Consider the following 21,274-nt stretch of genomic DNA (forward strand, 5'->3'; position numbering starts at 1 on the left):
ATAGGCCGTCCGCGCGCGGACGGCCTATCGTTACGCGCTGCGCACGGTCTTTCAGTTGAAGAACTTGGCCACGCTCAGCGCGGTGCGGTAGATGCCCCAGGCCAGCGGGATGCCCACCGCGGCCCAGGCCAGCACCACCAGCAGCGGGCTGCTGCCGTGGTAGGTCATGGTGCCCTGGCCCACCTCGGTGGCGACGGCGCGGTCATGCGCCAGGCGCTTCTCCTCGGCCAGCTCGGCGTCGCTCATGAAATGCTTGGCATCCAGCGGGCGCACCAGCAGATTGCAGATCAGGCCGATCACCAGCATGCCCACCAGGATGTACATGGTCTGGTTGTAGACCTGCTCGCGCGGCAGGCCCAGGCCCAGCTGGTAGTCGCGCATGTAGTTCACCACCACCGGGCCGAGGATGCCGGCGGTGGCCCAGGCGGTGAGCAGGCGGCCGTGGATGGCGCCCACCATCTGGGTGCCGAACAGATCGGCCAGATAGGCCGGCACGGTGGCAAAGCCGCCGCCGTACATGCTCAGGATGATGCACACCGCGCCCACGAACATCAGCTTGCTGCCGGCCATGGCGCTGCCGGGGATGCTGGCGTACATCAGACCACCCAGCACGAAGAACACCACATAGGTGAGCTTGCGCCCCAGCTTGTCCGACAGGCTGGCCCAGAAGAAGCGCCCGCCGATATTGAACAGGCTGATGAGGGCGGCAAAGCCCGCAGCCACGCCGGCGATGGCGGTGAGCTGGGCCTTGTCGAGCTCGCCGAATTTCTTGGCCACGCCGATCAGGCTGCCGCCGAACACTTCCTGCAGCATCGGGCTGGCCATGCCGATCACACCGATGCCGGCCGAGACGTTCATGCACAGCACCATCCAGATCAGCCAGAACTGCGGGATGCCCCAGACCTTTTTCACGTGCACATGGCGCTGCGTGATCATGGCGTTGCTGGTCTGCGCGGCCGGCGGCGTCCAGCCCTCGGGCTTCCAGCCCGAGGCGGGCACGCGGTAGGCCAGCGCCCCGCCCATCATGAAGACGAAGTAGATCAGCGCCATCACCACAAAGGTCTGCATCACGCCCACATCGGTGGGGGTGGCGAACTGCTTCATCAGCTCGGCCGCCAGCGGCGAGCCGATCATGGCGCCGCCGCCAAAGCCCATGATGGCCATGCCGGTGGCCATGCCGCGGCGGTCCGGGAACCATTTGATGAGGGTGGAGACCGGCGAGATATAGCCCAGCCCCAGGCCGACGCCGCCGATCACGCCCGAGCCCAGCAGCATCATCCAGAACTGATGCAGGTGCACGCCCAGCGCCGAGATCAGCATGCCGCCGCACCAGCACAGCGCGCTCACCACGCCGGCCTTGCGCGGGCCGGCGCGCTCCAGCCAGCCGCCCCAGATGGCGGCCGAGCTGCCCAGCAGCACGAAGAACAGGGTGTACATCCAGCCCAGGGTGGAGATCTTCCAGTCGCAGCTGCTGACGAAGAGCTCCTGCAGGAAGCCGATCTCGGGGCCGCACTTGACGGCCTCCTTGATGCCCAGCGCCTTGGACAGCGGCAGCCAGAACACCGAGAAACCATAGGCCATGCCGATGCACAGATGGATGGCCAGGGCGGCCGGCGGTACCAGCCAGCGATTGAAACCCGGCGCCGCAATGATGCGTTCCTTGGCGAGAAAGCCTGGCGCTTGCTCGCTGCTATCACCCAACGGCCGCGCGCCGCCTGCAAGAACAGTGGACATCGTCTCGTCTCCTTATAGGGTCAGGGCACTCATGCGGTGCCTGGGCAAGCGATGGGCTTGCGGACGCGAGTGTTGGCAAGCGCGCCGGAGACGTCCAATTCTTTCGGGTGATGGGGCGATAGCTACGAAAAATCAGGGATTGCCCTAGCCGCCCAGCAGGCCGGCATGCCGGGCCGCGCTGGCGAGCCAGTCGGCCTGTTGGGCAAAGTCCAGCGCGGCTGCCAGCGTGCGCGAGGGCCGGTTGGTGTTGTGCACCATCAGCGCGATCGGCACGCGTATCTGCGGCGCGATCAGCGGCCGGGCCTCGAGGCCGGGATGGCCCTGCACGGTGTCGAGCAGGGCGCCGGGCAGTATGGAGCAGACGCGCCCGGCCAGCACGCTGGTCACCAGGGTCACGGTGGAGTTGGATTCGATCGCCGGCTGCACGCGCGCGCCGGCCGCGGCGAAGGCGCGGTCGACGATGCTGCGGTTGTGCATCTCGGCACTCAGCAGGCACAGCGGCAGCGCGGCGGCCTCGGCCCAGCCTATCGGTGCGCCCATGTGCAGACGGCCGGTACTGCCTGCAGGGCCCGCAGCAGCGGCGCGCTGCAGCAGGAAGTAGTGCTCGGTGTATTGCGGCAGCACGCGCAGCTGGGTGCGGCCCTCGTGCATGCGCTCGTTGTAGCCCAGGCCCAGGTCCAGGGCCAGGCTTTCCAGGCCGGTCTCCAGCTCGATCGAGCTCATCGAGCGCAGCGTCGGCACGATGCCGGGATGGCGGTCCTGCAGCATCGCGACAAAGCGCGCCGCCACCGGCATGGCGGTGGGCACCGCCCCGATCAGCAGATGGCCGCGCGGCGCCTCGACGCGGCTCTGCAGCTCCTGCTGCAGCAGCTCCTGCTCGTGCAGCAGCTGGCGCGCGGTGGCCAGCACGCGCTCGCCCTCCTCGGTGAAGCCGGCGAAGGCGCGGCCCCGCTTGACGATGGAGCAGGCGTAATGCTCCTCCAGCGCGCGCAGCGCGTTGGACAGCGCGGGCTGGGTCACATGGCAGGCCAGCGCGGCGCGGCCAAAGTGCTTGTGGTCGTCCAGGGCCACCAGGTATTTCAGCGAGACAAACAGATTCATCGTGAGGCTCGGTGCGGGAAGGCTGCATTGTGCGTTGGCGGCGATACTGCTGGCCTTGACGCAGGAGTGACAAGACGTGGAGACACTGCATATCGAGGTGGATGCGCGCGGCGTGGCGCATCTGACCATGAACCGGCCCGAGGTGTTCAACGCCTTCAACGAGGCCATGATTGCCGAGCTGGGCCAGGCCATGGACCAGCTGACGGCCGACCCGCGGGTGCGCCTGATCGTGCTGGCCGGCGCCGGCAAGGCCTTCAGTGCCGGCGCCGACATCCAGTGGATGAAGCGTGCCTCGGAGGCCACGCAGGAGGCCAATCTGGTGGACGCCAGGCGCTTCGCCGAGATGCTGCACAAGATTGCCGCCTGCCCCAAGCCCACCATCGCGCGCGTGCAGGGGCTGGCGCTGGGCGGTGGCGTGGGCCTGACCGTGGCCTGCGATATCGCGGTGGCCAGCAGCGATGCCAAGTTCGCCGTCAGCGAAGCGCGCTTCGGCATCCTGCCCTCGGTGATCGGCCCCTATGTGATGAATGCCGTGGGGCCGCGCCAGGCCCGGCGCCTGGCCCTCACCGCCAGCCGCATCGCGGCCGCCGAGGCGCTGGCGATGGGCATGGTGCACGAGGTGGTGGAGGCCGCCGAGCTGGATGCCGCGCTGGCGCGCTGGATCGCCGAGCTGCTGGCCAACGGCCCGCAGGCGCAGGGCGAGATCAAGCAGCTGTTCGCGCAGCTGGAAGTGGGGCCGGTGACGGCCGAGGTGCGCGAGCTGACGGCACAGACCATCGCGCGCGTGCGCATGGGCGCCGAGGCGCGCGAGGGCTTTGCGGCCTTTCTGGCCAAGCGTCCGGCGGCCTGGGTGCCGCCGGCGACGAACGACAAGGAAGACTGAGACATGAGCGACGAGATGCAAATGCAGGGCTGGCGCGTCGCCAGCGAGCCGGCCGCGAGCGCGGTGATCGGCGTGGTGGGCGCCGGCGTGATGGGCGCCGGCATTGCCCAGGTGGCCGCGCAGGCCGGCCATCCGGTGCGCCTGCTGGATGTGCGCGAGGGCGCCAGTGCGCATGCGATCGCGCAGACCGCCAAGGCGCTCGACGGCCTGGTGGCCAAGGGCCGCATGGTGCAGGGCGAGCGCGACGCGGTGATGGCGCGCATCAGCCCGGCGGCGCAAATCGCCGAGCTGGCCGATTGCGCCCTGGTGGTGGAGGTCATCATCGAGAAGCTGGAGCCCAAGCAGGCGCTGCTGCGCGAGCTGGACGCGCTGCTGCCGGCCGGGGCCATCATCGCCTCCAACACCTCGTCGATCAGCGTCACCGCGCTGGCCAACGGCATGCAGCATCCCGCCCGCCTGGTGGGCATGCATTTCTTCAACCCGGTGCCGCTGATGAAGCTGGTGGAGGTGGTGTCGGGCGCCGAGACCGATGCCGGCGTGGCGCGCGTGATCGAGGCGCTGGCCAGGCAATGGGGCAAGACGCCGGTGCATGCCAAGAGCACGCCCGGCTTCATCGTCAACCGCATCGCCCGGCCCTATTACGCCGAGACCCTGGCGCTGCTGCAGGAGCAGGCGGGCACGCCGGCGCAGCTGGATCGCGCGCTGCGCGGTGCCGGCTTCCGCATGGGGCCTTGCGAGCTGATGGATCTGATCGGGCATGACACCAACTACCTGGTGACGCAGTCGGTCTATGACGCCAACTTCGGCGACAAGCGCTATGTGCCCTCGCTGGTGCAGAAGGCGCTGGTCGATGGCGGGCGGCTGGGGCGCAAGGTCGGCAAGGGCTTTTACGAGGGCCTGCCGGCGACGGTGCCGGCGGTGGCGGCGCCCGAGGGCGCGCTGCCCGCGATCAGCGTGGTGGGGCGCGGCGCGCTGGTGGAGCGCCTGGCCGACTGGCTCACGCACAAGGGGCTGGACTACACGCGCGGCGAATCGGCCGACTGGTGCGGCGTGCAGCTGGGCGATATGCAGCTGCACCTCAGCAGCGGCCGCAGCGCCGCGCAGCTGGCGCATGAGCGCGGCCATGCCAGCCTGGCGGTGATGGACTGGCCGGTGGCGCCCGACAAGGCCGATGCCCTGGCGCTGGCCTTTGCGCCGCATGCCGGCGCGCTGCAGCAGCTGCAGGCGCAGAACTTCCTGCGCGCGCTCGGCTGGGAGCCGCTGGTGCTGCGCGATGTGCCGGGCCTGGCGGTGGCGCGCACCGTGGCCATGCTGGTCAACGAGGGCGCCGACGCGGTGTGGCAGGGCGTCTGCGAGGAGCAGGCCGCCGATCTGGCGATGAAGCTGGGCGTCAACTACCCGACCGGGCCGTTCGAGTGGCTCGCCCTGGTGGGCGCCGCCGCGGTGGCCGATCTGCTCGACCAGCTCTTCCATGCCTACCGCAGCGAGCGTTACCGCGTCAGCCCCTTGCTGCGCCAGCGCTTGTACCTCTGAGCCCTGCAACGCTCATTTACAGGCGCTGGCCGAAGCGCTCGAAGCGCGGCAGCCAGCTGCCCTTGATATCGGCCGAGGCGAGGATGCGCACCGCGCGGCCGATCAGCAGCTCGCGCGGCACGGTGCCGATGAAGCGCGAGTCGGCGCTGTTGTCGCGGTTGTCGCCCAGCATCAGGTACTGGCCGGGCGGGATCACGGTGGCGGGCAGGTCGCGCGCCAGCACGCCCTGCAGATGCTGGACGCGGCGCTGGCCATCGGCGACCTTCTCCGTCATGCGCAGGGCCGGCACCAGGCCCCAGGGCTCGACCGGCTCGGGCAGCGACTCGATCTCCTCATAGGCCGCCTCTTCGCCATTGATGCGCAGCCGGCCCTGCCGCATTTCCACCCGGTCGCCGGGCAGGGCGATCAGGCGCTTGATCAGCCGCGTGCCGTCCTTGGGCGAGGAGAAGGTGACCACGTCGCCACGCTGCGGCTCGCCAAGGTGCACGAGCACATGGTTGCTGAGCGGCAGCTTGAGGTCGTAGGCCAGGCGGTTCACGAACACCACATCGCCTTCCAGCAGATTGGGCCGCATCGAACCCGAGGGGATGGGGTTCCAGTCGGCGATGGCGGTGCGGAAAAAGCCAAAGCAGATCAGGAAGACCAGAAAGCCCTTGTTGTTCTTGAACCAGCCGCGCATATGCATCTCCTCTCGTTGGGAGTGCCCATGATGCGGGCGCTGAGTGAGGTGAAACTTAATCAGTCCTCGAAGGGCAGGCCCACATAGTTCTCGGCCAGCACCGCCTGCGCCGCGCGCGAGCTGAGCAGGTATTCGAGCTCGGCCTGCTGCAGCTTGTGGTCGAAACCGGCGATGTCGGGGAAACAGTGCATCAGCTTGGTCATGGACCAGGAGAAACGCTCGGCACGCCAGATGCGGCGCAAGGCCTTCTCGGAATAGCTGTCGAGGCCGGCGTCGCTGTGATCGCGGTAATGCTCGATCAGGCCGCGCGAGAGGTAGCGCACATCGGAGGCGGCCAGGTTGAGTCCCTTGGCGCCGGTGGGCGGCACGATGTGGCCCGCGTCGCCCGCCAGGAAGAGCCGGCCGAAGCGCAGCGGCTCGGCCACGAAGCTGCGCAGGGGGGCAATGCTTTTCTCCAGCGCGGGCGCTGGCTGCAGGGCGGCCGCGGTCTCGCCATCCAGGCGGCAGCGCAGCTCGGCCCAGAAACGCTCATCGCTCCACTGCTCGACCTTGTCGCTCAGATTGCATTGCACGTAGCAGCGCACGCGCGTGCGGCTGCGCATGCTGCACAGCGCAAAGCCGCGCTGGTGCTGGGCATAGACCAGCTCTTCGGCCGGCGGCGGCGCATCGGCCAGCACGCCCAGCCAACCAAAGGGGTAGATGCGCTCGTAGGTGCGGATCGCGTCGCGCGGCACGCTGGTGCGCGAGATGCCGTGGAAGCCATCGCAACCGGCGATGAAGTCGCAGTGCAGCTCATGGCTCTGGCCACCGCGCTGGTAGCGCACGCTGGGGCTGGACTCGATGCCGTGCACGCTCACATGGTCCACCTCGTAAAGCGTCTGCAGGCCGGCGGCCATGCGCGCCTCCATCAGATCGCGCGTGACCTCGGTCTGGCCATAGACCAGCACCGACTTGCCGCCGGTGAGCGCGCTCAGGTCGATGCGGTGGCGCTGGCCCTGGGTGCTGAGATAGATGCCATGGTGCACCAGGCCCTCGCGGCGCATGCGAGCGCCCACGCCGGCTTCGTCCAGCAGCTCGGTCAGGGTCTGTTCCAGGATGCCGGCGCGGATGCGCGAGAGCACATAGTCGCCGCTGCGTTGCTCCAGAATCACATTGGCGATGCCGGCCTGATGCAGCAAGGCACCGAGCAGCAGTCCGGACGGGCCCGCCCCGATGATGGCCACCTGGGTACGCTGCATGCTGAGGTCTCCTGTGAAGGCCCCAGCCGCAAAGCGCGCTGGCGCTGGGTTACAGCAGCATGCGCAAATGTGCCTGGGCTTGCAATAGGGGCGGCAAGCAATGTTCAACCAGCTGATCCATGCTCATGCGCGAGGCATGCACGCTGATGTTCATCGCCGCCACGGTATCGCCGCGGTAATTCTTCAAAGGCACGGCCACGGTGCGCAGGCCCAGCTCCAGCTCCTGGTCGATGCAGGCATAGCCCAGCGAGCGCGCGCGTGCGATCTCGATGCGCAGGCGCTCGGGATGGGTGATGGTGTGCGGCGTCAGGGCCGCGAGCTCCTGGCGGGCGATCCAGGCGTCCACCTCGGGCTGGGGCAGGGCGGCAAGCAGCACGCGGCCGTTGCCGGCGCAGTAGGCGGGCACGCGGGTGCCGGGCTGCAGCGTCGGCGAGACCACGCGGCCGGCGCTGGTGGCGGCAATGCAGATCACGTCGCTGCCATCCAGCACGCCGGCGGAGCTGGCTTCCTTGAGGGCGTAGGCCAGCTTGTGCAGCTCCGGCTCGACGATGCGCGGCAACCGGGCCGAATGCATATAGCTCTGCCCCAGGCGCAGCACCTTGGGGGTCAGCGCGAACATCTTGCGGTCCTGCGAGACGAAACCGAGATGGGTGAGGGTCAGCAGATAGCGGCGGGCGGCGGCGCGGGTCAGACCCGTGCGCGCGGCCACCTCGCTGATGGTCAGTCGCGGGCGCTCCTGGTCGAAGGCCTCGATCACCGCCAGGCCCTTTTCCAGGCCGGCAACGAGGTCGCGCTTGAGGGGGCCGCTGGCCTCGGCGGCGGGCGCCTCGGTGTAGACCACCTGGTTGGTCGAGGGCAAATCTTCGAAATCACGTTCAGCGGACATGGGTGCCAGTTTTGAGCGTAAAGCGCCCAAATCCGCTGGGCGCGAGCATGCGATGAGCCGACTATAGGGATTGGACCCGGGCTTGTCCCTATTTCAGGCGGCATGTTGGGCGATCTGCGCACCCGTGTGCACCAAATTGGTGAAGTCTGGGTGAGCGCTATCCCACGGCCTGAAAGGGCGGGTGTGCCAGGGCGAAGCGGCGCTACTGCATTGGTATATGTGCGGTATGCGCCTCAATCCGCGGCGAGTATCCCATGGGGCCTCGTCGCAAACCGCCGGTCATGGCTTGCCAGGCCATGACAAAAGTTCAAGCACCCCTGCGCTTTTCTCATGGCTTGGCTCAGCCTCGGTGCAGGCAGGCAAGACGCAGGTCTTGCCCGCGGTCCGGCGCTCAGACGCGCTCGACGATCAGGGCAATGCCCTGGCCCACGCCGATGCACATGGTGCACAGGGCGTAGCGGCCGCCGCTGCGATGCAGCTGGTTCACCGCCGTGGTGACCAGGCGGGCACCGCTGGCGCCCAGCGGGTGACCCAGGGCGATCGCACCGCCATTCGGATTGACGCGCGGGTCGTCGTCGCGCAGGCCGAGTGCGCGCAGCACCGCCAGGCCCTGGGCCGCAAAGGCCTCGTTGAGTTCGATCACGTCCATTTGCGCCAGGCTCAGGCCGGTGAGCGCCAGCACGCGCTGGCTGGCCGGCGCCGGGCCGATGCCCATGATGCGCGGCGCCACGCCGGCGGTGGCCATGCCCACCACGCGGGCGCGCGGCGTCAGGCCATGGCGGGCCGCGCCCGCCTCGCTGGCCAGCAGCAGGGCGCAGGCGCCGTCGTTCACGCCCGAAGCATTGCCGGCGGTGACGCTGCCGTCCGGCCGCACCACGCCCTTGAGCTTGGCGAGCGCCTCCAGGCTGGTTTCGCGCGGATGCTCGTCCTTGCTGACGACGATGGGATCGCCCTTTTTCTGGGCAATGCTGACCGGGGTGATCTCGGCGTCGAAAAAGCCCGCCTGCTGGGCCGCCACGGCCTTGAGCTGGCTGGCCAGCGCCATGCGGTCCTGCGCCTCGCGCTCGATGCCGAAGTCGGTGGCGACGTTCTCGGCCGTTTCGGGCATGGAGTCGACGCCGTAGCGTTCCTTCATCAGCTTGTTGACGAAGCGCCAGCCGATGGTGGTGTCGTACACCGCGTTGCTGCGTGAAAAGGCGCTTTCGGCCTTGGGCATCACGAAGGGCGCGCGGCTCATGCTCTCGACCCCGCCTGCCAGCATCAGCTCGGCCTCGCCGGCGCGGATGGCGCGAGCGGCCGAGCCCACCGCGTCCATGCCCGAGCCGCACAGCCGGTTCAGCGTGGCGCCCGGCACCTCCAGCGGCAGGCCGGCCAGCAATGCGGACATGCGCGCCACATTGCGGTTGTCTTCGCCGGCCTGGTTGGCGCAGCCGTAGAGCACGTCGGTGAGCGCGGCCCAATCGACCTGCGGGTTGCGCGCCATCAGCGCCTTGATGGGGATGGCGCCCAGGTCATCGGCGCGCACCGAGGAGAGGGCACCGCCATAGCGGCCGAAGGGCGTGCGTTGCGCGTCGCAAATAAAGGCTTGAGTCATGGGGTCTCCAAAGCTGAGGAAGGGATGCATCAGGCCCGCAATGGCAGGCCGGTGAGGGATTCGAGTTGGCGGTGCGCCAGGCCCGGGCAGCGCGCCAGCACGCGCAAGCCCGCGGCTTCGACGGACAGCACGGCGAGATCGGTGTAGATGCGGCTGACGCAGGCCGCCGCCGTGAGCGGATAGCTGCATGCGGCGACGATCTTGCTGTCCCCGCTCTTGCTGAGGTGCTCCATCATCACAAAGGTCTGCTTGGCTCCGATCGCGAGATCCATGGCCCCGCCCACGGCCGGGATGGCGTCGGCGGCGCCGGTATGCCAGTTGGCCAGATCGCCCCGGGCCGAGACCTGGAAGGCGCCCAGCACGCAGATGTCCAGATGCCCGCCGCGCATCATCGCGAAGCTGTCGGCATGATGAAAGAAGCAGCCGCCGGGCTGCAGGGTGACGGCCTGCTTGCCGGCATTGATCAGATCGGGGTCGGCGGCCTCGGGGCCGGGCGGCGGCCCCATGCCCAGCACCCCGTTCTCGCTGTGCAGGATGATCTCCCGCCCCGGCGGCAGCTGGCTGGCCACCAGGGTGGGCAGGCCGATGCCCAGGTTCACCACCGCGCCTTCGGGAATGTCCTGGGCCACCAGGGCGGCCATCTGGGTGCGCGTCCAGGCCTGCCAGCTCATGAGCGGGCCTCCGTGGTGGCTGCCGGGCGCGGGCAGCACACCAGCCTCTGCACAAAGATGCCGGGCGTCACCACGGCCTCGGGGTCCAGCGCGCCCAGCGCCACCACCTCGCGCACCGCGGCCACGGTGATGCGCGCCGCCGTCGCCATTACCGGGCCGAAGTTGCGTGCGGTCTTGCGATAGACCAGATTGCCCCAGCGGTCGCCGCGCTCGGCCTGGATGAGCGCGTAGTCGGCATGCAATGCATATTCAAGGACGTGACCGCGCCCGCCGATCTGGCGCTGCTCCTTGCCGTGCGCGAGTTCGGTGCCAAAGCTGGTGGGCGTGTAGAAGGCGCCGATGCCGGCGCCGGCGGCACGGATGCGCTCGGCCAGATTGCCCTGCGGCACCAGTTCGAGCTCGATCTGCCCGGCGCGATAGGCGCGATCGAAGTGATGCGAGTCGGCCTGGCGTGGGAAGGAGCAGATGATCTTGCGCACCCGCCCGGCGGCGATCAGGGCCGCCAGCCCGCGGTCGCCATTGCCGGCGTTGTTGTTCACCACCGTCAACTCGCGTGCGCCCTGGTCCAGCAGGGCGCTCACCAGTTCCTGCGGCAGGCCGGCTTCGCCAAAGCCGCCAATCATCACGGTGGCGCCGTCCGGCACGTCGGCCAAGGCGGCGGCCGGCGAGGGCTGCAATTTGTCGATCACGGCAAGGCTTTCAGCTGCAATGGTTCGTAATTAGAACTCACGTTCAATTAAAGAACGTTCGCGCCGGCGATGATACGGCGGCATCGTCACAAGTTGTGAGAATTTGCACGCGTTCGGCTGCGGCTGCAGGCCGTTTACATTTGAGGTCGCAAATCACTTAAGTAGTCTCGCCCTATTGCCGATGCCCCTGACGAGGGCGCCTCAAAAAATGGGCGTAGAGAATCGAATGAAGGACAGATCAGCAGATCCTTTGATAGATGTGACTCAGCTTCGGGTGGGGATGTTCATCCACCTGGACCTGGGCTGGATGTCCCATCCCTTTCCGCTTTCGAGCTTCAAGCTGAGCTCGGAAGAACAGTTGCTGATCTTGCGCCGCCTGGGTCTCAAGCAGGTGCGCTGGAGCCCGGGCAAGAGCGATCTGCAGACCGATGCCACGCCGGCGCCTCAACCCGAGGCGGTGGTCGAGGCCGTGCAGACGATCTCCGCGGAGGAGTTGGCCCGCGAGCGGCACCGCCAGGCGCTGGCCGCCCAGCGCGAGGCCCTGCATCTTTGCGAGAAGCAATACGGTGAGGCGGCTGCCGCCTATCGCCAGGTGATTGATCTGGTGCCGCGCGAGCCGCGCAATGCGCGCGACCAGTCGGTGGCCCTGACGACCGCCCTGCTGGACAAGATGCTGGTCGAGGGCGACCTGAATATCCGCCTGCTGAACGAAGGCGCCGGTGATCGCGGCACCGCCCATGCGCTCAACGTCTCCATCGTCTCGCTGTTGCTGGGCCGTGCCTTCGGCCTGGGGCGCGACGAAATGCTGGATCTGGGCGTCGGCGCCCTGCTGCACGATGTCGGCAAGATCGAACTGCCGCCGCGCGTGCGCAACCGCGACGACAGCTTCACCGCCGCCGAGACGCATCTGTATCAGCAGCATGTGGTGAAGGGTGTGGCGCTGGCCCAGCAGATGGGGCTGCAGCCCGGGCCGCTGCTGATCGTGGCCCAGCACCATGAGAATGCCGACGGTTCCGGCTTCCCGCAGCGCATCAATGTGGACCGCATGAGTGCCGGGGCGCGCATCGTCGCGCTGGTGAATCGCTTCGACGGCCTGTGCAATCCGCTGCTGGCGTCCAAGGCGATGACGCCGCACGAGGCGCTCTCGCTGATGTTCGCCCAGGGGCGCAACCGCTTCGACGCCACCATGCTGAACGCCTTCATCCGCATGATGGGCGTCTACCCGCCCGGCTCCACGGTGCAACTCACCGATGACCGCTACGCGCTGGTGGTGGCGGTCAACTCCTCGCGCCCGCTCAAGCCGCGCGTGATGGTGCACGACCCCAAGGTGCCCAAGGACGAGGCCCTGGTGATGAATCTGGAAGAGCTGCCCGACCTGGGTATCCGGCGCAGCCTCAAGCCCCAGCAACTGCCGCGCGCCTCGCTCGAGTACCTGAGCCCGCGCACCCGGGTGGCTTATTTCTTCGAGGCCGTGCCCACGGCACCGGTCGGGGAGATGGCCGCGTGAGACTCCTGCGACCGAAGACATCGCCTTCGGCCCTCCAGCTCTGCGAACGCTACACGGCCCTGATTGACGGGCTGCAGGAAGCGGTGTGGCTGGTGGAGGCCGAAACGCGTTGTATCGTCGCAGTGAACCAGGCCTCGACCCAGCTGCTGGGCATGGAGGCCGAACAATTGCTTGGTTGCGCGATGGAGTCGCTGGCGACCACGCCCGAGGACGCGATGTTCTGGATGGACGTGGCGGCCGGCAGCTTTGATCCGCTGCACACCGACACCATGATGCGCCATGCCGATGGGCGCATGCTCTGGGTGGCACGCCGCATCAGCTATGTGGAACAGCTGGAAGGCGGCGGGCTCTGGCTCATCTCGATGCGCGACCAGACCTCGCAGCGCCAGCACGACGACGAGCGCGAGGCCCTGCTGGCCGAGTTGCGCGCCACGCTGGAGTCCACCGCCGACGGCATCCTGGTGGCCGACTTGGCCGGCCGCATGCGCAGCTTCAATCAGCGCTTTGCTTCGCTGTGGGGCATTCCCGAGGACCTGCTGAACGAGCGCAACGACGAGGCCGTGCAAGCCTGGATGCGGCGCAGCGTGGTCGACGGCCCGGCCTATGCGATGCGACTGGCCTCGATCCAGGACACGCCGCTGCTGCAGACCAGCGACAACATCAAGCTCATCGACGGCCGGGTGCTGGAGCGCGTCTCGCTGCCGCAGTGGAGCCGCGGCCGTCCGATCGGCCGGGTCTACTCCTTCCGCGACCTGAGCGAGAAGCTGGCCGCCAGTCAGCGCATCGAGGAGCTCTCGCATACCGACATGCTGACCGGCCTGCCGAATCGGCGCGCCCTGTGCGAGCGCGTGGATTACGCGCAGGCGATGGCGCGTCGCGAGGCCACGCCCTTCGGCCTGCTGAACGTCGACCTGGACCGCTTCAAGCAGATCAACGACACCCTGGGCCATTCCTATGGCGATCGCGTGCTCAAGGAAGTGGCGCTGCGCCTGAAGGAAAGCCTGCGCGAGGTGGATACCGTGGCGCGCCTGGGCGGCGACGAGTTCGCCCTGCTGATCCATCAGGCCGATGCGCGCGGTGCCGAGCATGCGGCCCGGCGCGTGCAGGAGGCGATGTCGCGCCCCTTCTGCTTCGATACCCTCAGCTTCACGGTGACCGCCAGCATCGGTATCGCGCTGTTCCCCGGCGATGGCGCGAACGCCGAAGAGCTGATGGCCAGCGCCGAGCGCGCCATGCACTGGGTGAAGGAGAGTGGCCGCGCCACCTTCCGCTTCCACCAGCCGCGCAAGGACGTGGACCTGCTTTCGCGCATGCGCCTGGACCACGCGATGCGCCAGGCGTTGCAGGAGCGCGAATTCCGGCTGCACTACCAGCCGCAGATCTCGCTCAGCACCGGCCAGGTGATCGGTGCCGAGGCCTTGATACGCTGGCGCGACCCCTTGCGTGGCGAGGTCTCGCCCGCCGAATTCATTCCGGTGGCCGAGGAGAGCGGCTTCATCGTCGCGATCGGTGACTGGGTGTTGCAGCAGGCCGTCAACCAGGCGGCGCAATGGCTCAAGCAGGGCTGGCGCATGCCGGTGGCGGTGAACGTGTCGGCGCTGCAGTTCCAGCAGACCCAGTTCGTCGATTCGGTGGCGCAGGCGCTCAAGGCGGCCGATCTGCCGCCCTCGCTGCTGGAGCTGGAGTTGACCGAATCGATCCTGCTGCGTGACGCGCAGGAGGCCTTGCTGCGCCTGGAGGCGCTGGCCGAGCTGGGCGTGTGCATGTCGATCGACGACTTCGGCACCGGCTATTCATCGCTGGGCTATCTGAAGCGCTTCCCGATCCAGCGCCTGAAGATCGACAAGAGTTTCGTGAACGGGCTGCCGGGCGACGCCAGTGACGCCGGCATCGTCAATGCCATCGTGCAGATGGGGCGAGCGCTGCAACTGCATGTGATCGCCGAGGGCGTGGAGAACGACGCCCAGCGCGAGTTCCTGAGCCGCGCCGGCTGCCATGAGTTCCAGGGCTTCCTCTATGCCCCGGCGCTCGACCCGCGCGCCTTCGAGGAGCGGGTGTGGCGCCCCGGCCCATCGGCGCCGCGCGCGCCCGTGCATCTGATCCGTGGCGCCGCCTGAGCGGTGACAATCCTCCGCAGCAACGCGGAGTTTCAGGTGATCTACAAATTCAAATCCAAGGCCGGGGCCGATGTGCTGATGCTGGGCCCGCAGGGCGAGCGCGTGCTGCGGCTGCTGGGCCGTGAACCCGCCAGGCAAGGCCTGCTGGCGCTGGCCGAGCTGGGCCCCGCAATGGCCGCATTGGAGGCCGCGGTGGCCGACGACGAGGCCGAGTTCGCACGCCTGCAGGCCGAGGCCGAGGCGGCCGGACAGGAGGCGCCGCGCCGCGAAGGGGTGAGCCTGCGGCAGCGCGTCTGGCCGCTGCTGGAGCTGATGCGGCACAGCCAGCGCGCCGCCGTCGATATCGTCTGGGGCGTATGAGCTTGGAAAACGCGACCCAGGTCCTGGCGATCCGCCATGGCGAGACCGACTGGAATCGCGACACGCGCATCCAGGGGCAGCTGGACATCCCGCTGAATGAGCGCGGCCGCGCCCAGGCGCGCCGGCTGGCCGCTGCGCTGGCTGGCGAGCCACTGGCCGCCGTGTATGCGAGCGATCTGGCGCGCGCCTGGGAGACCGCTGCCGCGCTGCAGGGGCTGGGTGCGCCGATCCACGCCGACGCGCGGCTGCGCGAGCGCTCCTTTGGACATTTCGAGGGCCAGACCTGGGACGAGATTGCCAGGCGCTGGCCCGAACAGAGCCTGCGCTGGCGGCGCCGCGACCCCGATTTCGCCGCCGAAGGGGGCGAAAGCCTGAGCCGCTTCTATGCGCGCTGTACCGAGGCGGTGCGGGAGCTGGCCCAGGCCCACCCCGGCCAGACCATTGCCATCGTCGCCCATGGTGGCGTGATGGACTGTCTGTACCGCCTGGCGGCGCGCCTGGAGCTCCATGCCGCGCGCAGCTGGACGCTGGGCAACGCCAGCATCAACCGGCTGATCTACTCTCCCGAGGGCTTTGGCTTGGTGGGCTGGAACGACGATCAGCATCTTCAGGACCTCGGCCTGGACGATCTGGCGCAGGCCTAGCCCGAGGGTGGCGGGCCAGATGGTGTCGCCCGGAGGGTCTTCAAGTGTCATTTGGCACATCCCTAGCTATAGCGGGGGAGTGTTGCAATTTCGCGTCGGAACGAACCCGGTGAAACCCTGGCCCTCCTATACTGCGGCCACATTTCGCGCAAAGACCGGGTACTTCAAACCCGGCCCACCCTCAACTCTTAAAGGCAAATGATGAAGAAGATTGCTCTCGTCGCTGCACTCGCAGCCATCGCCGCACCCGCATTCGCACAAAGCTCGGTCACCCTGTATGGCCGCGTCAACACCACCGTTGAAAGCCAGAAGGTCGACAACCAAGGCCGCAAGGTTGTGGTTGCCAACAACTCCTCGCGCATCGGCTTCAAGGGCGTGGAAGATCTGGGCGGCGGCCTGAAGGCTTCGTTCGATCTGGAGCACGGCTTCAACTCCGACAACGGCGCTGCCACCGGTGGCACCGCTGCTTTCTGGGGCCGTGAGGCTTCGGTGCAGATCGCTGGTGCCTTCGGCGCCGTGCGTCTGGGCCGTTGGACCCCGGGTTCGTACTACGCCACTGCTGACTACGTCAGCATGCACAACCACGACACCGGTTCGTCCAGCGACGCGCTGTACGGCGGCCCCTTCCCGACCGCCAACAAGGTGGGCTACTTCTACAGCGCCGGCGGCTTCTCGACCGAGCTGGCTGTGGCTGCTGGCGAAGGCGCTCCTGGCGTGAAGCGTGCATTCGACGGTTCGGTCAACTATGACCAAGGCCCTCTGCACCTGGGCGCTGGCTACACCAAGCAAGACAAGCAGAGCCAGTACGCTGCTCGCGCTCTGTACGAGCTGGGCGCCATCACCCTGGGCGGCTACGTCCAACGTGAAACCAACGACGCTGCTGTCAAGAAGTCGCGCAACATCTGGCGTCTGGCCGGTATGTACACCCTGGGTGCTTCGGAGTTCCACGCGAACTTCGGCGGCACGCAAGCCGGTGCTAACCAAGCCAACAAGGCCAACCAGTGGACCCTGGGCTACAACTACAACCTGAGCAAGCGCACCAAGGTGTATGGCTACTACACGGCCATCGACACCAAGAACACGCTGAACAACGCTGGCGACTTCTCGTCGTTCGCTGCTGGTATCCGCCACAACTTCTGATCTCCGGATCGGATGTGAGAAAGGCGCCCCTCGGGGCGCCTTTTTTTATTGCCGCGGCGGCAGCGGCGGGCTACTCGAACAGATCGCCCATGGACTTGGGCGGCGCCACACCCAGGTGGCGAAAGGCCGCCAGCGTGGCGATGCGGCCGCGTGGCGTGCGTTGCAGGAAGCCCTGCTGTATCAGGTAGGGCTCGATGACGTCCTCGATGGTGTCGCGCTCTTCGCCGATGGCCGCGGCCACATTGTCCAGGCCGACCGGCCCGCCATCGAAGCGGTGCACCACCGCCTCCAGCAGCTTGCGGTCCATCAGATCGAAACCTTGCGGGTCCACGTCCAGCATGGCCAGTGCCTTGTCGGCAATACCCTTGCTGATCTGGCCGTTGCCCTTCACATCGGCATAGTCGCGCACGCGGCGCAGCAGCCGGTTCGCGATACGCGGTGTGCCGCGCGAGCGGCGCGCGATTTCCAGCGCGCCGTCCGGATCCATGGGCGCGTTCAACAGGCTGGCCGAGCGCGTCACGATGCGCTGCAGCTCGGCAGGGGTGTAGAACTCGAGCCGCGCCACGATGCCGAAGCGATCGCGCAGCGGGTTGGTGAGCATGCCGGCGCGCGTGGTGGCGCCCACCAGGGTGAAGGGCTGCAGATCCAGCTTGATCGAGCGTGCCGCCGGGCCTTCGCCGATCATGATGTCGATCTGGTAGTCCTCCAGCGCGGGGTACAGGATCTCCTCCACCACCGGTGAAAGCCGGTGGATCTCGTCGATGAAGAGCACATCGTTCTTCTCGAGATTGGTGAGGATGGCGGCCAGGTCCTTGGGCTTTTCGAGCACCGGACCCGAGGTCTGGCGCAGGTTCACGCCCAGCTCGGCGGCGATGATGTGGCTCAACGTGGTCTTGCCCAGGCCGGGCGGCCCGAACAGCAGCACATGGTCGAGCGCCTCGCTGCGCTTCTTGGCCGCGCTGATGAAGATCTCTAGCTGTTCGCGTGCCTTGCTCTGGCCCACATACTCGTCCAGCCACTTGGGACGCAGGGCGCGTTCGATGGCTTCCTCGTTGGGGGAGGTCGGGGCGGCGCTCACCACGCGCTGCGCCGGGATGCTGCCGAAATCGTCGGTCTGGATGCTCATGGTTTAGCGCGACAGTGATTTCAATGCGAGCTTGATGCCCTCGCTCACGCCCACCTCCTTGGGCAGAGCCTTGAGGGCGCTGCCGGCTTCTTTCTCGCTGTAACCGAGGGCCACCAGGGCTTGCAGGATGTCGGCCTGGTTGTCGTTCTCGGCGCGCATGGCGCTGCCGCCACTCAGGTCGGGCGCCAGCTTGCCCTTGAGCTCCAGCAGCAGGCGTTCGGCCGTCTTCTTGCCGATGCCGGGCACCTTCACCAGCCGGCCGGCCTCCTGCTGCGCGACCGCCTGGGCCAGTTCGGCCACGCTCAGGCCCGACAGCAGCGAGAGCGCCATGCGCGGCCCGATGCCGCTGATCTTGATGAGCTGGCGGAAGGTGGCGCGCTCCTCGCTGCTGGCAAAGCCGAACAGCACCTGGGCGTCCTCGCGCACCACGAAATGCGTCAGCAAGGTGGTGCGCTCGCCGATGCCTGGCAGGTTGTAATAGGTGCTCATGGGCACGTCGACCTCGTAGCCGACGCCTTGCACATCCACGAGTACGAGCGGGGGCGATTTTTCCGCGATGACGCCGCTGAGTCTGCCAATCATCGCCCCATTATCAGGGGCCGCAGGGCCGCGGCTAGTTTCTGCCGAACAAGCCCAGGCGCTGCGCCTCCAGGGCGGCCTCGGCGCGCGAAGAGACATTCAGCTTGCGGTAGATCTGCTTCACGTAGTCGGCAATGGTGTGGCGCGACAGGCCCAGCTGCACGCCGATCTCCGGCAGTGTGTAACCCTTGGCCACGCGCAGCAGCACCTCGGTCTCGCGATCGGTGAGCGAGACCTCGTGCAATTGCGCCGCTGCCTGCGGCCGTCGCTGCGCCGCGAAATAGGCGATCACCTTGCGCGCGATCGAGGGCGACAGCGGTGGCTCGCCCTGGCTGATGCGCTGCAGCTGCTCGACCAGCAACTCGCGCGATTGCTCCTTCAGCAGATAGCCGAAGGCGCCCGCCTGCAGGGCCGGGAACAGATGCTCGTCGTCGTCGTGGATGGTGACGATCACCGACTGCACCTCGGGCTGCTTCTCGCGCAGCGCCGCGATCACGTCCACGCCCGAGCCGTCGGGCAGGCCCAGATCGAGCAGCGCCAGGGTGAAGCGTTGGCTGTTGACCTGGGCCAGCGCATCCTGCACGCGCGAGCATTCGGTGATCACGGCATTGGCGAACACCTGTTTGACCAGGGCCTTCAGCCAGGCGCGGATTTCCGGGATGTCTTCGAGCAGGAGGATGTGGTTCATGGCGTTCTTCTCTGGCAATGGGTAGGCCGCGCGATCAGCACGCTGGATGCCTACGGTAGTCGTTTATCGGAGCTTCGCCTAGGCAATGAAGCTTACGCCTGCGCTGATCAGAGGGGAATCGTGAGGCGGATCACGGTTCCCCAGCCCGGGCCGGATTCCACCAGGCATTGCCCGTGCATCTGCTTGGCGCGCGCCTTCATGCTGGCCATGCCGTGGCCGCGGTCCAGGCGGCCGTCCAGCTCCATCGGGATGCCCTGGCCGTTGTCCTGGATGACAACGATGAAATAGCCATCCTCGACGCTGCAGCTCACCACGCAATGTGTGCCGCCGCTGTGCTTGATGATATTGCTGACCGCCTCGCGGAAGATGCGCGTGGTCTGCACATAGGCGCGCGCCGGCAGGGTGTGGACGATGTCCTCGGCCGGGGCCTTCCATTCCGCCAGGATGTTGGCCTGCGCCAGCCGCGACACCACCTCGGCACGCCAGTCGCCCAGCGCATCCAGCAGCTGCACGGGCTTGCCGGTGAGGCCGCGCACCGACAGCCGCATCTCTTCCAGCGCCTCGCGCGCCAGCGTGGAGATGCGGTCCGACTCGCTGGTGTGCACGATGGTCAGCAGCTTGGCGCCAAGGTCGTCGTGCAGGTCGGCGGCGATGCGCTTGCGCTCGCGCTCGGTGACCTGCTCCAGCTTGAGCTCGGCCATCTGGTTGTAGTGCCGCTCGATATCGGCCACGCGCTCCTGCACATGCTGCTCCAGCTGATGCTGCATGGCCTCGGCCTCCTGGCGCGCGCGCGCCAGCGCCAGCACGGCCTGCAGACCCATGCCCAGCATCACCAGCGGCACCACCACGGCCGTCAGGCTGGCGCCGGCGGGGGCGCGGAATTGCTGGGCGGCCAGCTCCAGCAGCACGCTGAGCGCCGCCAGCCCGAGCAGGGTCGTGGTGATCCACCATTGCCGGCGCTGCTGCTTGCCCTGCCTGGGCAGGCTGTGCGGCCCCTGCGCGCGCTGCCATTGCTGGCGCAGATGCCAGCCCAGCGCGCCCAGGATCTGCGCCGCCAGCAGCAGGCTCCAGAGGCTCACCGCGACGAACTGGAATTTCAGCGGCGTGAGCGCCAGGCTGGTCGGCGCGATGAGGGCCTGCAGCAGCAGGACCTGGTCGATGCGCTTGTCCTGGCGGCCCAGGGCGCGCAGCAGGTATTGCACGGCGCACAGGGTCAGCAGCGGCAGCAGCGAGGCGATCAGCACCTCGACCAGGGCGCGCGGCCAGGGGATGTCGCCGATCCACAGGCGGTTGGAGAACAGCACCCAGCAGGCCATCAGCCCGGCCAGGAACAGCAGGTGCTGGTCGCGCGCATGGCGCAGCGCCAGCAGGGTCAGCGTCAACGCCATCAGCACCAGCATGGCCGACAGCTGCAGCGGCAGGGTCTGTTGCCAGAACCAGGCCCGCGCCTGCCGCTTGGCCAGCGTTTCCAGCTCGCCGAGTTCGACGGCCGAGAGGCTGGCGGCCCGATTGCTGCTGCCCAGCACCTGCTTGGCATAGCCGGCGACCTTGATGTCGATGACGTTGCCGGCAGCGCGCAGCAGACCCGGCGGCAGCTCGATCAGCTGCGGTTCGAAGCAGCGCTCGGAAATCGGGTCGAGCATGCGCCCGCGCGCCACCAGGCTGACGCCATTGACCCAGAGCTGGTAGTTGCTGCAGACCTGCTCGATATAGAGCGCCTGGCGCAACAGCTGGCTGCTCCCGCCTTCCAGCTTGAACCGATACCAGACCGCGCCGCTGAAGCCGGGCCGGCTGCTGGCCCAGTGATCGGGCAGTTGCACCGCGGCGGCATCAGCATGGGCGGGGAATTCAGCGGCATCGCTGGCCACGGCCAAGGCCTGCCTCAGCACCAGTTCTTGCGCATCGGCCGGCCGCAGGCCCAGCAGGAGCAGCGGCAGCAGCAGCGCGCTGATGAGCAGGCGCCAGCCGCCCTGGCTGGCGGCAAATCGTCGAATTCTCTGACTGTGCATGGGCGGCGATTGTGCAGGACGGAGCGCGTCGGGAGGAGCGGGCGGGCTCGGGCGACAATAAGCGCTTGCACCGAGCAGACCCACCCAGAAAGTGCC

19 protein-coding genes are annotated in these 21,274 nt (G+C 67.9%); 7 read left to right on the plus strand and 12 right to left on the minus strand.

Annotation, left to right across the window (positions count from 1 at the left end; all coding sequences use genetic code 11):
- Positions 1-51 precede the first annotated feature (51 nt).
- Positions 52-1,734, minus strand: a complete 1,683-nt coding sequence (locus tag AC3WQY_RS15780; protein WP_492709574.1) for an OFA family MFS transporter — start codon at positions 1,732-1,734, stop codon at positions 52-54.
- A gap of 144 nt (positions 1,735-1,878) precedes the next feature.
- The gene (locus AC3WQY_RS15785; protein WP_285233946.1) at positions 1,879-2,835 is read right to left on the minus strand and encodes a LysR substrate-binding domain-containing protein; all 957 of its coding nucleotides are present in this window, start codon (positions 2,833-2,835) and stop codon (positions 1,879-1,881) included.
- 76 nt (positions 2,836-2,911) lie between these two features.
- Between AC3WQY_RS15785 and AC3WQY_RS15790 the strand changes: the two genes are divergently transcribed.
- Together AC3WQY_RS15790 and AC3WQY_RS15795 are read left to right on the plus strand one after the other, a co-directional pair.
- On the plus strand, positions 2,912-3,718 hold the full coding sequence (locus AC3WQY_RS15790) for an enoyl-CoA hydratase-related protein (protein WP_492709575.1): 807 nt from the start codon (positions 2,912-2,914) through the stop codon (positions 3,716-3,718).
- Between the two features lie 3 nt (positions 3,719-3,721).
- The gene (locus AC3WQY_RS15795) at positions 3,722-5,251 is read left to right on the plus strand and encodes a 3-hydroxyacyl-CoA dehydrogenase (protein WP_492709576.1); all 1,530 of its coding nucleotides are present in this window, start codon (positions 3,722-3,724) and stop codon (positions 5,249-5,251) included.
- 16 nt (positions 5,252-5,267) lie between these two features.
- Here the strand turns inward: AC3WQY_RS15795 and lepB are convergent, their stop codons facing one another.
- The 6 genes from lepB to AC3WQY_RS15825 form a co-directional block, all read right to left on the minus strand.
- Entirely contained in the window at positions 5,268-5,930 is a 663-nt protein-coding gene (gene lepB, locus AC3WQY_RS15800) for a signal peptidase I (protein WP_285233943.1), read from the minus strand.
- A gap of 59 nt (positions 5,931-5,989) precedes the next feature.
- Positions 5,990-7,168 (minus strand): 4-hydroxybenzoate 3-monooxygenase, encoded by a 1,179-nt coding sequence (gene pobA, locus AC3WQY_RS15805; protein WP_492709577.1) that lies wholly within the window; start codon positions 7,166-7,168, stop codon positions 5,990-5,992.
- A 49-nt stretch (positions 7,169-7,217) separates the two neighbouring features.
- Positions 7,218-8,054 carry an IclR family transcriptional regulator domain-containing protein gene (locus AC3WQY_RS15810; protein WP_285233941.1) on the minus strand — a complete coding sequence of 279 codons (837 nt, stop codon included), beginning with the start codon at positions 8,052-8,054 and terminating at the stop codon, positions 7,218-7,220.
- A 391-nt stretch (positions 8,055-8,445) separates the two neighbouring features.
- The gene (gene pcaF, locus AC3WQY_RS15815) at positions 8,446-9,648 is read right to left on the minus strand and encodes a 3-oxoadipyl-CoA thiolase (RefSeq protein WP_492709578.1); all 1,203 of its coding nucleotides are present in this window, start codon (positions 9,646-9,648) and stop codon (positions 8,446-8,448) included.
- Between the two features lie 29 nt (positions 9,649-9,677).
- A complete protein-coding gene (locus tag AC3WQY_RS15820) occupies positions 9,678-10,319 on the minus strand; it encodes a 3-oxoacid CoA-transferase subunit B (protein WP_492709579.1) in 642 nt (213 codons plus the stop codon).
- Positions 10,316-11,008 (minus strand): 3-oxoacid CoA-transferase subunit A, encoded by a 693-nt coding sequence (locus tag AC3WQY_RS15825; RefSeq protein WP_492709580.1) that lies wholly within the window; start codon positions 11,006-11,008, stop codon positions 10,316-10,318. Before AC3WQY_RS15825 ends, AC3WQY_RS15820 begins: the two co-directional genes overlap by 4 nt.
- A 307-nt stretch (positions 11,009-11,315) precedes the next feature.
- On the opposite strand from AC3WQY_RS15825, the gene AC3WQY_RS15830 reads away from it, so the two are divergent.
- From AC3WQY_RS15830 to AC3WQY_RS15850, 5 genes are all read left to right on the plus strand, one after another.
- Positions 11,316-12,515, plus strand: a complete 1,200-nt coding sequence (locus tag AC3WQY_RS15830) for a cyclic di-GMP phosphodiesterase (protein ID WP_285233937.1) — start codon at positions 11,316-11,318, stop codon at positions 12,513-12,515.
- Positions 12,512-14,632 carry a putative bifunctional diguanylate cyclase/phosphodiesterase gene (locus AC3WQY_RS15835; RefSeq protein ID WP_285233936.1) on the plus strand — a complete coding sequence of 707 codons (2,121 nt, stop codon included), beginning with the start codon at positions 12,512-12,514 and terminating at the stop codon, positions 14,630-14,632. The genes AC3WQY_RS15830 and AC3WQY_RS15835 overlap by 4 nt, the downstream gene beginning before the upstream one ends.
- A gap of 36 nt (positions 14,633-14,668) precedes the next feature.
- Positions 14,669-14,992, plus strand: a complete 324-nt coding sequence (locus AC3WQY_RS15840; protein ID WP_492709581.1) for a DUF1840 family protein — start codon at positions 14,669-14,671, stop codon at positions 14,990-14,992.
- Positions 14,989-15,636 carry a histidine phosphatase family protein gene (locus tag AC3WQY_RS15845; protein ID WP_492709582.1) on the plus strand — a complete coding sequence of 216 codons (648 nt, stop codon included), beginning with the start codon at positions 14,989-14,991 and terminating at the stop codon, positions 15,634-15,636. Before AC3WQY_RS15840 ends, AC3WQY_RS15845 begins: the two co-directional genes overlap by 4 nt.
- Positions 15,637-15,837: 201 nt before the next feature.
- A complete protein-coding gene (locus AC3WQY_RS15850) occupies positions 15,838-16,776 on the plus strand; it encodes a porin (RefSeq protein ID WP_425334689.1) in 939 nt (312 codons plus the stop codon).
- Positions 16,777-16,846: 70 nt separating this feature from the next.
- On the opposite strand, the gene ruvB is transcribed toward AC3WQY_RS15850, so the two are convergent.
- From ruvB to AC3WQY_RS15870, 4 genes are all read right to left on the minus strand, one after another.
- Positions 16,847-17,902, minus strand: a complete 1,056-nt coding sequence (ruvB, locus tag AC3WQY_RS15855) for a Holliday junction branch migration DNA helicase RuvB (protein ID WP_285233933.1) — start codon at positions 17,900-17,902, stop codon at positions 16,847-16,849.
- A gap of 3 nt (positions 17,903-17,905) precedes the next feature.
- Positions 17,906-18,484: a Holliday junction branch migration protein RuvA gene (gene ruvA / locus AC3WQY_RS15860; protein WP_285233932.1), complete on the minus strand. Its 579-nt coding sequence runs from the start codon at positions 18,482-18,484 to the stop codon at positions 17,906-17,908.
- A gap of 31 nt (positions 18,485-18,515) precedes the next feature.
- Entirely contained in the window at positions 18,516-19,169 is a 654-nt protein-coding gene (locus AC3WQY_RS15865) for a response regulator (RefSeq protein ID WP_285233931.1), read from the minus strand.
- 107 nt (positions 19,170-19,276) lie between these two features.
- Positions 19,277-21,178, minus strand: a complete 1,902-nt coding sequence (locus AC3WQY_RS15870) for a sensor histidine kinase (protein ID WP_492709583.1) — start codon at positions 21,176-21,178, stop codon at positions 19,277-19,279.
- Positions 21,179-21,274 lie beyond the last annotated feature (96 nt).

Source organism: Roseateles sp. FW301-B2, assembly GCF_058788955.1.